The organism is Mycoplasma sp. HS2188, from assembly GCF_025209835.1.
Classification (GTDB): domain Bacteria; phylum Bacillota_I; class Bacilli_A; order Mycoplasmatales; family Metamycoplasmataceae; genus Mycoplasmopsis.
In genome coordinates, this window is the sequence record NZ_JAOAOI010000001.1 from 63,613 (window position 1) to 79,588 (window position 15,976).

General features: G+C 31.4%; 14 protein-coding genes and 1 tRNA gene. 6 read left to right on the forward strand and 9 right to left on the reverse strand.

Annotated elements, in window-relative coordinates:
- Positions 1 to 23: 23 nt before the first annotated feature.
- The 3 genes from N1F73_RS00260 to N1F73_RS00270 all read right to left on the reverse strand — a co-directional run bounded on the left by N1F73_RS00260 (position 24) and on the right by N1F73_RS00270 (position 6,036).
- Positions 24 to 4,580 carry an AAA domain-containing protein gene (locus N1F73_RS00260; RefSeq protein ID WP_260359383.1) on the reverse strand — a complete coding sequence of 1,519 codons (4,557 nt, stop codon included), beginning with the start codon at positions 4,578 to 4,580 and terminating at the stop codon, positions 24 to 26.
- A 131-nt stretch (positions 4,581 to 4,711) separates the two neighbouring features.
- Positions 4,712 to 5,299 (reverse strand): hypothetical protein, encoded by a 588-nt coding sequence (locus tag N1F73_RS00265; protein ID WP_260359384.1) that lies wholly within the window; start codon positions 5,297 to 5,299, stop codon positions 4,712 to 4,714.
- A gap of 8 nt (positions 5,300 to 5,307) precedes the next feature.
- Positions 5,308 to 6,036, reverse strand: a complete 729-nt coding sequence (locus N1F73_RS00270) for a phosphotransferase (protein WP_259290336.1) — start codon at positions 6,034 to 6,036, stop codon at positions 5,308 to 5,310.
- 95 nt (positions 6,037 to 6,131) lie between these two features.
- Here N1F73_RS00270 and lepA point away from each other — a divergent pair, with 95 nt between their 5' ends.
- From lepA to N1F73_RS00285, 3 genes are read left to right on the forward strand one after another with little or no spacing between them, the layout of a single operon-like run.
- Complete coding sequence (lepA, locus tag N1F73_RS00275) at positions 6,132 to 7,919, forward strand: translation elongation factor 4 (protein WP_260359385.1); 1,788 nt, start codon at positions 6,132 to 6,134, stop codon at positions 7,917 to 7,919.
- A 14-nt stretch (positions 7,920 to 7,933) separates the two neighbouring features.
- Positions 7,934 to 9,709, forward strand: a complete 1,776-nt coding sequence (locus tag N1F73_RS00280) for an MAG1210 family protein (RefSeq protein WP_260359386.1) — start codon at positions 7,934 to 7,936, stop codon at positions 9,707 to 9,709.
- 31 nt (positions 9,710 to 9,740) lie between these two features.
- Complete coding sequence (locus tag N1F73_RS00285; protein ID WP_259290339.1) at positions 9,741 to 10,409, forward strand: LemA family protein; 669 nt, start codon at positions 9,741 to 9,743, stop codon at positions 10,407 to 10,409.
- Between the two features lie 19 nt (positions 10,410 to 10,428).
- Here N1F73_RS00285 and N1F73_RS00290 read toward each other — a convergent pair whose 3' ends face one another.
- On the reverse strand, positions 10,429 to 11,253 hold the full coding sequence (locus N1F73_RS00290; protein WP_260359388.1) for an HAD hydrolase family protein: 825 nt from the start codon (positions 11,251 to 11,253) through the stop codon (positions 10,429 to 10,431).
- 120 nt (positions 11,254 to 11,373) lie between these two features.
- On the opposite strand from N1F73_RS00290, the gene ychF reads away from it, so the two are divergent.
- From ychF to N1F73_RS00305, 3 genes are all read left to right on the forward strand, one after another.
- Complete coding sequence (ychF, locus tag N1F73_RS00295) at positions 11,374 to 12,474, forward strand: redox-regulated ATPase YchF (protein ID WP_260359389.1); 1,101 nt, start codon at positions 11,374 to 11,376, stop codon at positions 12,472 to 12,474.
- A gap of 18 nt (positions 12,475 to 12,492) precedes the next feature.
- A tRNA-Trp gene (locus N1F73_RS00300) sits at positions 12,493 to 12,566 on the forward strand.
- 85 nt (positions 12,567 to 12,651) lie between these two features.
- The gene (locus tag N1F73_RS00305) at positions 12,652 to 13,080 is read left to right on the forward strand and encodes a hypothetical protein (protein WP_260359390.1); all 429 of its coding nucleotides are present in this window, start codon (positions 12,652 to 12,654) and stop codon (positions 13,078 to 13,080) included.
- A gap of 27 nt (positions 13,081 to 13,107) precedes the next feature.
- Here the strand turns inward: N1F73_RS00305 and N1F73_RS00310 are convergent, their stop codons facing one another.
- The 5 genes from N1F73_RS00310 to rplR all read right to left on the reverse strand — a co-directional run bounded on the left by N1F73_RS00310 (position 13,108) and on the right by rplR (position 15,960).
- Entirely contained in the window at positions 13,108 to 13,500 is a 393-nt protein-coding gene (locus tag N1F73_RS00310) for a hypothetical protein (protein WP_260359391.1), read from the reverse strand.
- A 251-nt stretch (positions 13,501 to 13,751) separates the two neighbouring features.
- The gene (locus tag N1F73_RS00315; protein ID WP_260359392.1) at positions 13,752 to 14,177 is read right to left on the reverse strand and encodes a hypothetical protein; all 426 of its coding nucleotides are present in this window, start codon (positions 14,175 to 14,177) and stop codon (positions 13,752 to 13,754) included.
- A 277-nt stretch (positions 14,178 to 14,454) separates the two neighbouring features.
- Positions 14,455 to 14,898, reverse strand: a complete 444-nt coding sequence (gene rplO / locus N1F73_RS00320) for a 50S ribosomal protein L15 (RefSeq protein WP_396888600.1) — start codon at positions 14,896 to 14,898, stop codon at positions 14,455 to 14,457.
- 85 nt (positions 14,899 to 14,983) lie between these two features.
- A complete protein-coding gene (rpsE, locus tag N1F73_RS00325; RefSeq protein ID WP_260359393.1) occupies positions 14,984 to 15,604 on the reverse strand; it encodes a 30S ribosomal protein S5 in 621 nt (206 codons plus the stop codon).
- A complete protein-coding gene (gene rplR, locus N1F73_RS00330) occupies positions 15,604 to 15,960 on the reverse strand; it encodes a 50S ribosomal protein L18 (RefSeq protein WP_260359394.1) in 357 nt (118 codons plus the stop codon). The genes rpsE and rplR overlap by 1 nt, the downstream gene beginning before the upstream one ends.
- Positions 15,961 to 15,976: the final 16 nt, after the last annotated feature.

Genomic DNA, 15,976 nt, shown 5'->3' on the forward strand with positions numbered 1-15,976 from the left:
CCAAAGTGGCTTGATATTTTATATTATTTACTTTCCAAATCTAAATCGTACAGAATCTTATCGATTGAATTTTGCTCAATATCGCGGCTCAGATCATTTTCCATTGTTTGTTCTGATGCATCATCAATAGAATCATGCAATGCTTGAATTTGCGGATCATACTTATTTGCAATATTTTGATTTGAATTATATTCATTGTTTTCTAACTCTGTTGATTGAGTATCTGACTGTTGTGTAAATTTGCTTAAATTATCAGAATCTGAATCTTGTTCAGTGTGTGCATTGGAAATTTGCTCAATATCATTGTTCAATTCCAACAGCTCAGTTTCAGAAGGTTCATCAAATTCATCTGTGTATTCGACACTTTGACTATCGTCAATATCAACTTCAGACGAGTTAGCATCAATATCGCTATTTAGTTCTAATAGCTCAGTTTCAGAAGGTTCATCGAATTCTGCCAACTCATCCTCATCAACATTTGTTTGGTCAAAGTTAGAATCACTTTCTTGATCTACATCATTGTTTAATTCAAAAAGTTCAGTGTCAGAAGGTTCATCAAATTCATCTGTGTATTCGACACTTTGACTATCGTCAATATCGTTATTTAGTTCTAGCAACTCAGTTTCAGAAGGTTCATCAAATTTCGCCGACTCATCCTCATCAACATTTGCTTCATCAAAGTCATTTTCTTGGATTACTTCATTGTTTAATTCAAGAAGCTTAGTGTCAGAAGGCTCATCAAATTCGTTTGTGTATTCTTCTGATTCATTATTGTGATCATAATCATCAATTTGTTGATCTATCTCTTGCTCGCTTGTATTATCAATGTCAACACTCTCATTATCATTCAAGATGTTATTTATTGCAGTATTAATATCTTCACTAAATTGTTGATCTGACTTTTCTGTTTCGCTGTTTGCAAGATCATAATCATGATTTTCAGTTAATAATTGATCATTTTGTGTGATAACTTGTGTACTTTGTTCAGTTACAACTTCTTTTGTTGAATTTCTTCTTAGAATTTCGTCAATATCGTAAGTATCATCAAACTCAGTATTATCATAATTATTGTCTCTAATAAATTTGCTTATATCATCAAGCTCTTTATTCATTTTAAATATTTCCGATGATTCAGCAACAATTTCTTTATCGTATTGATGATTTTCATCGTTAATATCAGTGTGTATATTGAGATTTTGGTCGCTAATTGTTGATTCACTAAGAGAAGATAATTGAATTAGTGTGTCATTTGTAACTTCATTAGTTACTGTTGCGATGTTCTCGTTATTAATATTTTGAGTGTCAACTGTCTCACTTTGTGTTTCTTTGTCTAAAATTTCTGAATTGTCGCTTTGTTCATTTTCAGTGACCGGATTAGACAATTCATTATTGTCAATAAACATCTCCTGACTATTTTCACTTAAATCAGCATATTCATTATTATCTAGATAATTATCCGGCAGAGTTATTAAACTTATTATTTCATCTATTTGGTGTTTATTTTGTTCTCATAATGTTCTGTCAAATTTAAATGTCTTATATTCTTTTGCTGCAATAAATTTAATATTGTCATGGAATTTTAAATACTCACTAGGTTTATTAGCGTATTCGTAATCATCAACAATTAAAGCAAAAATACTTTCTTCGCCTTTTTTCAACATTAAATCAACATTCATTGTCCCTAAATTGTAATGAGTGTGTAATTGTATTCAAGGTTTACCTTTAATTAATTCAAGAATATATTCCTTAATTTCGCCAAATAACTCGCTTTCACTAGCTTCGTTATTTAGGTTAATTCCACGTGTTTGTTCAAGGTCAATAGATAAGAAATCTTTCTTTTCTTGATCGCTTAATTCAAGAAATTCCAATCATTTCTTGAATGTTTCCATGTCTTCATTAATACCGTTCATTCCAGTGATACTTACATCGCTTGAATGCAATGACTTAATAACTACCATTTTTTCTTTAGCTCGTGATATAGCAACATTTAAGGCGTTTCTACCACCAGGGCGACCAACATATGTTGAATAAATTTTCGCATTAGCGTCATAACCTAAAGTTGCAACTACTAAATCGGCTTCATCACCTTGAATATTTTCAATATTTCTCAATAATAAAACGTTGTTTCTCAAAGCATTTTCTAAAGTTGGTCTAGATTCAAAAATTGTTTTAGTGATAGCTTCTTGCTGTTTAGCGTTAAAGCATAGCAAAATCATTTTTTTGTAATTTTTTAAATTTTTCTCAATAATATTCAGTGCAATTTCTGCTTCAACAGTATTTTGTGAATCAATTCATTCCCCATTAGCTTCAATAACTTCAATAGCTTTAGATTGAGAAGTAACATGAGCTGAATCAATAACATCGAGACTAGAATTGTAAAAATGTTTTGAACTAAACGTCATCAATGACGCATGGTTTGAACGATAATTTTTGTTTAATAAAATTGTGTGAACTCCTGTATTTTTAGCAAAATCCAATAGAGATTCAGTAATTCCATACACAGTTTCTTCATCCGTTACCCTGATTCCAAATCAGTTAGATGGTTTCATTTGTTGATCATCACCAGCTAAAATTTTAATTTTCGCTAGATACAACACCGGCAAGCCTTTTTCGATAAAAATTTGGCTAGATTCATCCATTATTGCGTAGTTGAATTCTTCTCGTTCTCAAGCTGATAAATCCGCTTCGGGTGTAACTATAATGATTGGGAATATTTTTTTAATAATACGAGCAAAATTGCTAATGAATTTATATGGTTCTGTTTGCCCATTTCTAATAGTCAATGCAAATTCACCATAGGTTTGTTTGTCTTCATCACTCAGTGTTTCATAACGCTCTACAATTAGGCGCGCCACATGTTTTTTAATTTCTTCTTCATCGCTAACTTGTGGTTTATCTTCTGAAGGTAAAATTGATAATAGTGAACGAATGAATTTAAAATCGGACATTTCGCTATTTCTTGTTATAGCGACCAAATGTTTAATATTTAGATTTGAACCATTGAATTTATCAAATAGCTTATCGGCAATATTAATAACAATTTTTCGTTTTTTATCAAAAAATTTCAAAATGTTAAAACCGTTATTTTTTAACATTCATTTTTGCAGTTCTTTTTTATCTGAAAATTTAATGATTTCTGGGTATTTATAAAAATCAGGCAGGGTTAAAATTGTCTCTCATTTATCCTCCTCTAATTCTTCTAAGTATTGGTTAATTTCTGGGATGATTTTGGTAATTTCAATAAAACGAGAATCTTTAGCATAGTTGCCTATTTCTTTAATGTATCTCAATTCTTTATTGGTTAGAACACGCAAGGCTTTTAATCTAACATCATCGTCAAAATGTTCAATGTAATCAATATATTCTTGCAGTGGTTTATAGAATGATTTTTTGCTTCCTTCTGATGAGTTAAACATAAACAAACAAAATTGTTTTAATGCCCCCATCCGATTAGCTATGACTTCCAAGGCAGCTTTTTTCTGTGAACAAACTACCGCTGTGCGGCCATATATTAAAATATTTGTTAATAGATTGACAATTGTTTGTGATTTACCAGTACCTGGAGGACCTCATATAACAGTGTTTTGTAGCAATGATGAAGCAATAGCTTGATCTTGACTGAAATTAGTTGGCGAAATTTTAAATAAACTCTTTTTAGGATCCAAAATCATTTCGTCAATTTTTTTGACATAACTATTTTTATTGAAAGAAACAGGAATAATAGTTTTGATAGCGTCTTTTTCAATAATTTCAATCATTCTATTACGTATATAACCACCAGCAGGTTGAAATAAACCTAAAACAATACCTGGCGCAAAAGTTAATGCTTCATTAGTAATTTGTTCAGGGTTTAATTGTTCAAAATTAGCACCAATTTCAGTGATATTTGGATAAGTATTGACTCAGATACTTTTTACATCTTCATACAATTCTTTGATTGTTTGACGAGAAAATTTCGAACTTGTATCAACATCAAAATCGTAATGTTTTAGTAAGAAAAATAATTTGTCGTTAGGTTTAATTTCACCTTTTGAAAATAATTTAGGACGGGCATTTTCGAAAGTTAAATAAGCCTCTTTTAAAAACAAAGGAGCATAAATAGATTTATCACCTACATTTACTTTAACGTATAAAAAACCTAAATGGATAGGTCAAATGTTTGTTTGTTCGTTGATTTCTTTTGCTCTGTTAAAAAACATTTTTCACTTAACTGATTGCTTTTGAAATTGCATCTCTAATTCTTCAGATATTTTTTCAATACCTTGTGCAAAATCTTTTTTCAATAAACGTTTTTTAATATCGCTAATTTCTAGATCAAAATCTGCAATAACTTGCATTGCTGATTCATAATCTTGAGTTTGTAATATTTTATCTTTTGCGTGTTTTAATCTTTCTTCAATTAACTCGATTTTAAACTCTTTTTTAGTATAAATTTTCTCAAAAGCTTTTTGACCAAACATCTTGTAAAAATCGAAGAAATAATTATTATCTACACGTGTAAAAACAGCCTTATCATTAGGACTTAAATCCAATAAATTATTCAGTATAGCTTCGAATTTTTTTTGTTTATTACTAAACATACACACCCCCTATTCTTAGTTATTTAATTATAAATTAAATACAAATTTTAATTCATTTTATTTTAAATTTAAGTTGTTTAATGATAATTTTAAATTAAAAATTCCACCTGATGGCGGAATGATTTATATGTTTATTTTCTATATTTAAACACACCTATTATTGAAAGAATCAATGTTAGGGTATTCAATACAAATATAGAGATAAATTGTGAGTGTAAGAAAGAAAATAAAACTTTAATTTGGTTTGGATTTTGGGTTGATTTAATTTTGATTAAATTTGTGCCAGATAGTATCATCAATAACGCTACAACAATAGTTATCAATATGATGATTGAAGGGATTGTGAATCTTTTTTTGAAAAATAAGATAATTGAATAAATAAATGTTAAGAATATTCAAATAAACACTGAAGCAATTACAATAAAACCATACAAAACACCAGCGAAAAAGACTATTTTAACTAATGGTGAAGCCGAAGAGCCAGCGAAGTTCTTGTAAAATTCCATTGTCTCTGAAAAGTTTCTGAAAAAGTTAACAGTTACTGATACAATCCCTGAATAATTTTTTTCTAAATAACGATAAAAATTTGTGTTTCTAAAATTGTTTGAACTATGATCAACCACAACACGAACTAAAAATTGTTCAATAAAAGGAATCAATAATATGACTGCCAAAAATATTGATAATAATAAAATTTTTTTAAAATTTTTGCTTTTCATTTTCACCTCTATGAATTTAACATTTCTTTCAATAATTGGTCATATTTATAAATTCTTTGTGCGTACTCATCAGTATTGAATGGTGGTTGTGTTTGTGTGTGTACTCATAAAATAACTAAGTAATTAACTAACATTTTGTGACGCAATAAAAAGACCTCGTTGTAATCCCCGTATGCTTGCAAAAACTTATCTTCAACTTCTTTACTCATACTGCTTGCCTCAATAATATAGGCCAATTCAAAATGTTTATCACCTAACGTTGCGTATTCTCAATCTATAAAGAAAATTTTATCATTTTGTTCAATCATATTGAAAGGTCATAAATCATTATGTAAAGGCGTATCTTTACGCATGTTGGCTAAAGTTTTGTTGATTGGGCGATAAAAATCCTCAAGCACCTGCACACTACGTTGACATTCTTTTAATTGACGGCGGTAAAACTTCACTCTCGCAGCATGATTAGACGGTGGAAAAGGCAATTTTGATTCGTGAATCTGTCTAACTTGTTTTGCAATTAATTCAGCATTTTCTAAAGTAATTGTTGGTTGAGCTCCTTCAATAAACTCTCAAACGATTTCTTTTTGCTCTTCTTCCAATAATTTGGGTACAAAATCAAATTTTTCAAGCAAGGTGTAATCAATCTTGTGATTGAAACCGTTATAAACTTTTTCTTGAATAAATTTATCTCCGTAACGATATGAAATATTAGTATGTCCTTTTTCAATTTTTATTTTCATATGTCTCCTTAGAATATAATAATTGTTAATTATAATAGATATTATATTAAAATTGAATAGCAATATTTTACACAACAATTTAAAAGGAGGCAAATATGGATAAATCAAAAATTCGAAACTTTGCAATTATCGCACATATTGATCATGGTAAGAGTACATTAGCAGACAGAATTTTGGAACTAACTGAAACTGTTGCTAAAAGAGACTTAGAAGAGCAAATTCTAGACACAATGGATCTAGAACGTGAAAGAGGAATAACGATTAAATTAAACGCAGTCCAAATTAAATATAAAGACTACATTTTTCACTTAATTGATACACCAGGTCACGTCGACTTTACATACGAAGTTTCTCGTTCGCTAGCAGCTACCGAGGGTGCTTTATTGATTGTTGATGCCACCCAAGGTATAGAAGCACAAACGTTGGCAAATGTTTATTTAGCATTAGAAAACAATTTAACAATTATTCCTATCATCAATAAAGTTGACTTACCTTCGGCCGATATTGAAAGAACTAAAGCAGAAATTGAACGTGTAATCGGTTTGCCTACTGATAACGCTGTTGCGGTTTCTGCTAAAACAGGTTTAAACATAGACAAAGTTTTGGAAGCAATTGAAAAATATATTCCCGCTCCTGTCGCTGACGACAATAAACCGTTAAAAGCTTTAATATTTGACTCGTATTTCGATGAATATCGTGGTGTCGTTATGCTTGTGAGAATTGTTGAAGGTAAATTACACAAAAACGACAAAATCAAATTTATGTCCAATAATAAAATTAATCAAGTTGCTGAATTAGGAGTTAAAAGTCCATGAGAGGTTAAAAAAGATTATCTTGAGGCCGGTGAAGTTGGTTGAATTGCTGCCACAATTCGCGACGCGCGCGAAGTGAGTGTTGGTGATACAATCACATTAGTGGATAATCCCGCCGAAAAACCTTTACCTGGTTACAAGAAAAAACAACCAGTGGTCTTTACTGGATTTTATCCAGTAGATACTCGTGATTATATGGAGCTTAAAGAGAGCTTAGAAAAAATAGCATTGAGCGATAGTTCAATTTCTTGAGAACAAGAAACATCAAAAGCATTAGGTTTTGGTTTTAGAGTTGGTTTTTTAGGCATGCTACATATGGAAATTCTTCAAGAAAGACTGAACCGTGAGTATAAAATCGGTGTTATTGCAACATCTCCATCAGTTGAGTATAAAGTTTATCGTACAAACGGCACATTAGAAATGGTATCTAACCCAGCCCTTTTACCTGATAAAACATTCATTGATCGAATAGAAGAACCATACATTTACGCAACTATTATTGTTCCTGACAATTACATTGGTAATGTAATGGAATTGTGTCAAGGAAAACGCGGAATTTATCGTGATATGGAAACTTTGGACGGTAATCGGAGTAAAATTACTTATGAGATGCCTTTAGCTGAAATTGTTGTCGATTTCTTTGACCGATTAAAATCATCAACCAAAGGTTATGCTTCTTTTGAATATGATTTATTTGGCTATAAAGAAACCGATTTAGTTAAAGTTGATGTAATGTTGAATGGAGATAAAATTGATGCCTTTACCATAATTACACACCGCGACAACGCATACTCCCGTGGTAGAGAATTATGTCAAAAACTAAAAGAAGCAATACCTAGACAAAACTTTGAAGTACCAGTGCAAGCAGCTATCGGGGGTAAAATAATTGCTCGTGAAACTATAAAAGCATACCGTAAGGATGTTACAGCTAAATTGTATGGTGGGGATGTTACACGTCGCCAAAAATTATTGAAAAAACAAAAAGAGGGTAAAAAGAGAATGAAAATGTTAGGTTCTGTTGAAGTTCCTCAAGAAGCATTCTTAAAAATTCTTAAAACCAATATTGATTAAAATTTGGAGAAAAAATGGAAAAAATTATTTATATAGATAAACCAATCGATGAGTATGATGCATATCGCGAAAAACATGAACAAAAAACAAACGAATATTTTGATGAACTAACTCGCATTTCGAAAATTAATGTTGAAGAAAATCGTGCGCAATCAAAAAAAATTAACGACTTGTTTGCCAAACACGAAAACGCAAAAAATAAATATAAAAAAATTAAGGCCGGAAGCGTAATCAATATCATTTTATTTATTTTTGCTTTTATAATCGGTGGATTGTTATTATGAATGGGGATTGTATCAAGCGAATCAAAAGTTAATACGATTTTGATTTCGGTTGCGATTCTAAGTCTTCTGATTGGTATAACTTTATTCACTATTCAATTTGCCGTAATACTGAAAAACTTAAAAAATGCCAATGAACTTGAACAAAAATTGCAAGAAGAATACAATAAAGAACGTGAAATCGGGTATGAACAAACTGCTCCTCTTCGCTCTTTATTCGGACCTGGGATGAAGGTTAAATTATTTCGCGAAGCAATCCCATTCATCAAACTTGAAAACTTTTTAAAAAATGAACAACTTGCAAAAATGGTTGAAGAATACGGCATGGGGCGTCTAACAAATTCAGAAAGCAATATTGACTATGTTCAATCAGGAGAAATATACGGTAACCCATTCCTATTTGCTCGTGTATTAGAACACGAATTGGGAACCAAAATTTATACAGGACATTTAACCATTAGATGAACAGAAATGGAAAGGGGTTCAGACGGAAAAATGAGAACAGTTAATAGAAGTGAAGTATTAACTGCAAGCGTTGAAAAGCCATATCCGTTTTTTAATAAGGACACAAAATTCATTTGAGGTTCACAAGCTGCGCCTGATTTGTCATTTGAAAGAAATTTTGCTCACGTCGAGCAATATAGTGACAAAGAAATACGAAAATTAATAAAAAATACTGAAAAATTATTGAAAAAAAGAGAAAAAGACGACATCAATTTCACTTCTCTATCTAACACTGATTTTGAGGCTTTATTCAATGCTTTTGATCGTGATAATCAAACCCAATTCAGACTAGCATTTACTCCTTTAGCTCAACAAAACATGGTTGCTTTGTTACGTGACAAGGAAAAAGGCTTCGGTGATGATTTTACATATGAGAAAAATAAGAAAATAAATATTATTAAACCCGAACATTTAGCTGATGCTTCTTTACAAGACGTTTTAGGCGTTTATTACAATTATGACTATGATGAAATTAAAACTAGTTTCAAAAATGAAATGCAAAATTATTTTAGACATGTTTACTTCACTTTTGCACCAATGTTTTCTGTTCCTATTTTCCAACAAACTAAATCACTAGACTTCATTTATAAAAACTGAATTAACGGTAATTTAAACGAGTATGAACACGAACACCAACTATCATACTTGCCAAGAAGATTATTCACTCACCGTAAAGTTAAAACTAACTCAATCATCAAAACTCAATTTATTCAGAGTGAAGGAGAGCAAGACACAGTTAGAGTTAGCTCATTCGGTTACGATATTAAACCACGTATCGATTATATACCTGTTTATGGTAGCGACGGAAATTATCATGATGTTCCAGTTCACTGAGATGAATATATTCGCTTAGATAACGATGTCTTAGCTAATATAACCAAACTTAATTCAGATCCAACCGATAGAAACGCATATGAAAGCGAAATAAATCAAAAAATTAAACAAAATCAAGATAATAAGGATGATTCCTTATTCTCGCCACATTCAATCATTAATATAATATAATTAAAATGCAAATTAAATTAAAGGAGAAAAAATGGCTAACCAACTAGATGAAATTAACGGCCCAGTAATGGATGGCGGTCGTGACGTCAATGTTATCAACAAACCTATCGAAATTAAAACCGGTGCAGGTTCGATATTTTTTGAAGTTATGCTTTGAATTTTATTTATTATTCCAGGAATAATTTTTCAATTCAAAAAAACAGCAGCCAAAAACCGTTTGGCACAACTTGAACAAAAAATTCAACACAATGCATCACAAATCGACAACTTCTTAGAACAAAGAGTTATTATCCTAACTAACGCTGCATCAATTTTGGATAAATCAATTAATTTAGATAAAGGCGTAATGGAAACAATCGCTGCATACCGTAGCGGAATTAACTTAAACAACGAATCAAAACCTGAAATGTGATCATCAGTAGATTCAGCACTTCGTTCAATTAATGTTCAATTCGAAAATTACCCTAATTTAGAAGCTCACGGGGAATTGAGAGATGTTTTACAACAAAACTCATACCTACAAAAAGAAATTACTGCTGCTAGAGAATTGTATAACGACACAGTATTCCAATGAAATAGAGAAGTTAATGAATGACCTACAAAAATGATTGTAGCTTCAAGATTACACTATACAACAAGAATCCCGTTCGCTACTTCAAAAGAAGTCAAACAACAAGCAAGAACTAATTTCTTCAAATAAACAAAACAAAACAGCCTTATTATTCGGCTGTTTTTGTTTCGTAATTTTCAATCAAACTTATGATTTTACCCACGCCACCGTTTTCTTTATTTGCCCCAACTCAATCAGCATTTAATTTTACATCCTGCGGAGAATTGCCCATAGCAATGAAATAACCAATTTCGGGTTTGGCACTAACATCATTACCAGAATTGCCAATATGTACGCTCTTTAATGGGTCAATATTCAACAATTCACACACAAATTTAGCACCTTTTCCTTTGGTGGCAGCAGCATTTGTAATTTCAATTGAATAACCACCAGAAACCATATGAAAACCTAAATCACTAAATTCTCTCTTTCATCTATTAGCCAATTCATTCATTTGTTCTATAGAAGCGCCAAAAACAATAAACTTATAAATTTTAGCTGCCTTGTTAATTTGCTCATAATTTAGACGTTGATAATTTTTAGCAAAATTACGCATTAAACTTATATTCGATGAGCTATCACAATATAAAATTGGTTCTTCATTGATTATTAAAAATAAATGTTTATCAATAATGCTATTAATAACTGCGTGGTTAAATTGAATTAAATGCTCTTTAATAATTTGGCCTTGATTATTGACAATTTGTGCCCCGACCATCGCCACAGCATATGGCGAATTAATTTGTTGCATTAAATCGTGCAACTTAGCATCGTATTGACGTCCTGTTGAAACAATGAAATACTTATTCTCGTTGACTTTACGTGCGACCATAAGATTAAATTGAGAAATAGGATCATCATAACTAGCTTGGTCAAAAAAAGTACCATCCAGATCGACAAAATAAGCTTGGGGATTAATAGATAATTTATTCATAATCAAAATTATAAAAAATATATTGTAATTTGATTGAAATTAACGCAAAAAAACACTAATTTACGAGCCTAAAATTACTTTTTGGTAAAATATACATATTAAATAATTTTGGAGGTAAAAATGTCATTAAAAGCAGGTATTGTCGGATTACCGAATGTGGGCAAAAGCACCCTTTTTAGTGCTTTAACTAAATATCAAGTTGAGGCAAGCAATTACGCATTTACAACGATTGAGCCTAATATTAGTTCAGTTCCTTTAAAAGATCCACGTTTATATAAATTAGCCTCACTGGCTAAGCCAAATAAAATTGTGCCTGCAACCTTTGACTTTGTTGACATCGCCGGTTTAGTTCAAGGTGCTTCGCGTGGTGAAGGTCTTGGTAATAAATTTTTAGGAAACATTCGTGAAGTTGATGCAATTATTCATGTTGTTCGCTGTTTTGAAAATAAAGACATAATGCACGTGGCTAACGAAATTAACCCTGTTAATGATAAAGAAGTTATTAATCTTGAATTAATTTTGGCTGATTTAGAAACTGTTAAAAATATACAAAATAGAGTAGCAAAAAAAGCCAAAGCAGGAGATAAATTGGCAATTTTAGAACAAAATTTATGTGTTAAACTACAACAAAATTTAGAAAATTCAATTCCGGTAAGACAACTAACAAATATTAGTGTCGAAGAAGAAAAAATTATGCGTGGTTATCATTTACTAACTGCTAAACCAATGATTTATGTTGCCAACTTATCAAGCGAACAAATAGCTAATTACAAAGAAGATGCGTTATACAATAAGTTTGTTCAGTCTCTAGATGAAAATGACAAAGTATTGCCAATTAGTGTGCAACTTGAAAGCGAAATTACGCAAATGGATGAAGATGAAGCGGCTGAATGACTTGATTCATATGCTATTAAATATAGTGGCCTAGATTTATTAACTCGTGAAGCCTTTGATTTATTAAAATTAAAAACTTATTTTACTGTTGGTGAAATAGAAGTTAGAGCCTGAGTTTTCAATGATGGTATGTTAGCACCACAATGTGCCGGAATTATTCATAGTGATTTTGAAAAAAAATTCATTAAAGCTGATATTATCAGTTATGATGATTTTGTTACCTTTGGTTCAGAAAACGCAGTTAAAGCTGCTGGTAAAATCCGTTCAGAGGGGAAAAATTACATTATGCAAGATGGCGATATTTGCCACTTTAAATTCGGAAAATAATAGCCTTCGGGCTTAAATGGGGGTTTAGTATAGTGGTAGTACTGCAGTCTCCAAAACTGCTTGCAAGGGTTCGATTCCTTTAACCCCTGCCATTTGAAAAAAGGCTGTTAAAAGCAGCTTTTTTTCATTAAACTAGATAATGATATAATTATTTCGATTAAATTACAAAGGAGAAAAATGAAAGAGTTAGAAAAAGCGAAAAAGATTGCTGTTCCGTTATTAGTTTTAAGCATCATTCTTTATTGTTCAATGATAATATTTGTTTATGGACAAGGACTTTGATTTGTAAAATTCGCAGGAACAACTTCAAACGAATCGAATAGAGAAGAAGTACGCTCACTTAGCGTAGCATTACTGATATTCATACCATTGATATTACTTGGTATTTGAATTAGTGCATTAGTTTTACAAATTTTATTAACGATCCGCGCAAGTAAAATTGACCAAACAGCAATGATATTATTAATTGTTGGTTTCGTGGTTCCTATTGTATCAATAGTTGGAACAATCTTTATATTAGTCAAAAAAGATAATGACCCAAAACCACTTAACAGTGATAGCATTGAAACTACAGCCGAAAATATTACTGAAATTGATAAAAATTAATTAAAAAAAATCGCATCAGCGATTTTTTTAATCCGTTTGACTTGTACGATAAAGATTGTAAGATAATGATTTATTAAAAGATAGAACATCTAACCATTTACTTTGTTTTTCAATTTTTTGTTTTAACCTATCGTGATTTTTTTTGTCGGTTATTTCTTTTATTCGTTCTAATTTATACACAAAACTATTAATTAATATCAGAACCATAAAAACATAAATCCCACTAAAACCAAACAAAAAAACAATAAAGCCATAGGCGATATATCAACTTCTAATATTTTCCTGAGCAAAAGGAAAAACCTTGTTAACCCATAAAAAAGAAATAACAACAGTGATAATTGAACTAACAACTAAAACAAGATAATAGATCTTGCCAAAATATTTATATTTTTCGTACTTATTCTTTTCTAGATTTTGCATGTTGAATTATTATACTAGAATTAATGCGATATTTTTAAGGTATTTTTGTTAAGGTGTTTTTGTATAACTCATATGGATATGTTGCTCAAAAAATGTTTTTATGTTTCATATTCATAGATTAAACAAATATAAATAAAATAATTAATTGAAATTTTTATACGATAATAACCAACAATATGTTTGATATTTCCATAAACATATTTATTAAAAACATCAAAGCTATATGCAATGATGTTTAAATTATAAATTAATTAAGCTGTTGCGTGTTCATCAGCAGGAGCTGGTTGTCCTTCACCTGTAGAAGTTGATCCACCTTCGTGGCCTTGTGCGCCGTCAGCAGGAGCTGGTTGTCCTTCACCTGTAGAAGTTGATCCACCTTCGTGGCCTTGTGCACCGTCAGCAGGAGCTGGTTGTCCTTCACCTGTAGAAACTGATCCACCTTCATTACCAGTTGTTGAAGGGTTAGTTTGTGTTGTGCCTTGGTTTCCAGTTGTTGTACCGTTGTCGGCTGGTGTTGTTGATGGGTTAGTTGGTGTTGTACCTTGGCCGCCAGCTGGTGTATCAGGTTTTGCTGGAGTTTCTTTATCTTTATTAGCAGCACATGCACTTGCGACAAATGGGATTGTTGTTAGTGAGCTAAGTGCTGCTAATGTTAATGATAACTTAAATTTTTTCATGTTTTTCCTTTCAGTATTTTTTTATGATAAAATTATACGTAAATTTTAATATTAATGAATAAATTTATCGATAAAAATATCAATATTTTTTGCAAAAATAGCGTTAATATGCATTATTTCCACATTATTATTAATTATTTTTTCAAAATTGCAAAATTGCTTGATTTTAGCATTTTTTTAAGAGAGTAAATAATTGTGTTTTGTAATTTTATTTAATTAAAAAACAGAAGAACAAGCTTCTGTTTAGTGTTTTTTTGCCCGTGGGCAAAGAAAATTATTAGGTTAAAGATAGAGTTTCGAATTTTCCACCAGCAGCTTCAATTGCTTCTTTAGCACTTTGTGAGGCAGCGTGGGCAAAAACAGAAAGTTTTTTAGTAAGTTTACCGTTTGCTAGAACTTTGATTGGTAAGTTTCTTTTAATTAAATTAGCTTCAATTAAGGTTTCGATATTAACAGTATCATTAGCACTAAATCTTTGTTCTAAATCTTTTAAGTTTACAACTTGGTATTCAACGTGGTTAACATTAGTAAATCCACGTTTTCCGATACGACGGAATCAAGGAGTTTGTCCCCCTTCGAAACCAGGTCTGTGTCCGTGACGTTTATTTTGTCCTGATTGTCCTTTACCTGCTTGTTTACCTTTACCAGCGGCATGACCTCTACCTACACGGTGTTTATCTTTACGTGATCCGGCAGTTGGTTTTAATTCATGTAATTTTATTTCCATAATATTTCCTTTCATGTAATTACTAATTCGAAAAGTACTTTTGAAACTTGTGTTTCAAGTTGCTTAACTAAATTAATAATTATCTTAGGTCTTTAACTTCTTTACCTCTGATATCGGCAATAGCTTCAGCAGTACGCATTTGAGTTAGGGCTTTTAAAGTTGCTCTAACAATGTTTGATTTTGAACGTGAACCATATGTTTTTGAATAAACGTCGGTGTAACCAGCAAGTTCAACAACTGCACGAACAGTTGAAGAAGCAACAATCCCTGTCCCTTTTGAAGCAGGTTTAAGCATAACTTTAGATGCTAGGAATTTTGCTTCATTTTCGTGTGGAACTGTCCCTTTAACAACTGGTAAAGTAATTAAATTGTTTTTAGCATCTTTAATTGCTTTTTTAATTGAATCAGGAACTTCGTTAGCTTTTCCGTGTCCAAATCCAACACGACCTTTTTTGTCTCCGACAACAACAAAGGTTGAGAATGAGAATCTACGTCCACCTTTTACAGTTTTAGAAACTCTCGAGATTGAAATAACTTTTTCACTGAAACCATCATTGAAATTGTCATTTCTACGACGAGCTGGACGAGCTGAACGTTCACGATTGTTTCTTGGTTTTGCTTCTTTTTTAGCTTCGACTTTTGCTGGGTTTGCTTTAACCACTTCGGTAGTTGCAGCTGCGTTTTGGTTTACTTGTGACATTAGAATTTAACTCCTTTCACGTTTTCTCTGACTGCTTCAGCGAACGCTTTTACACGCCCGTGGTAAATGTAACCTGAACGGTCAAAAACGATTTGAGTTAGATTTAGTTCGTTAATTTTTTGTGCCATTAATTTTCCTGCTTCAGCAGCTGAAGCGATGTTACCATGAAATTCACCTTTTACTAAAGTAGAAACACTAGCTAGTGTTACGCCTTTAGAATCATCAATTAATTGTGCGTAGAAGTTTTGGTGTGATTTGAAAACGCTCAAACGTGGTTTAGAAGCGGTACCAATGATTGATTGACGCTCACGTAAATGTTTCTTTTGACGAGCTTGGTTTCTTGATAATATAGCCATATTTTTATTTTCCTTT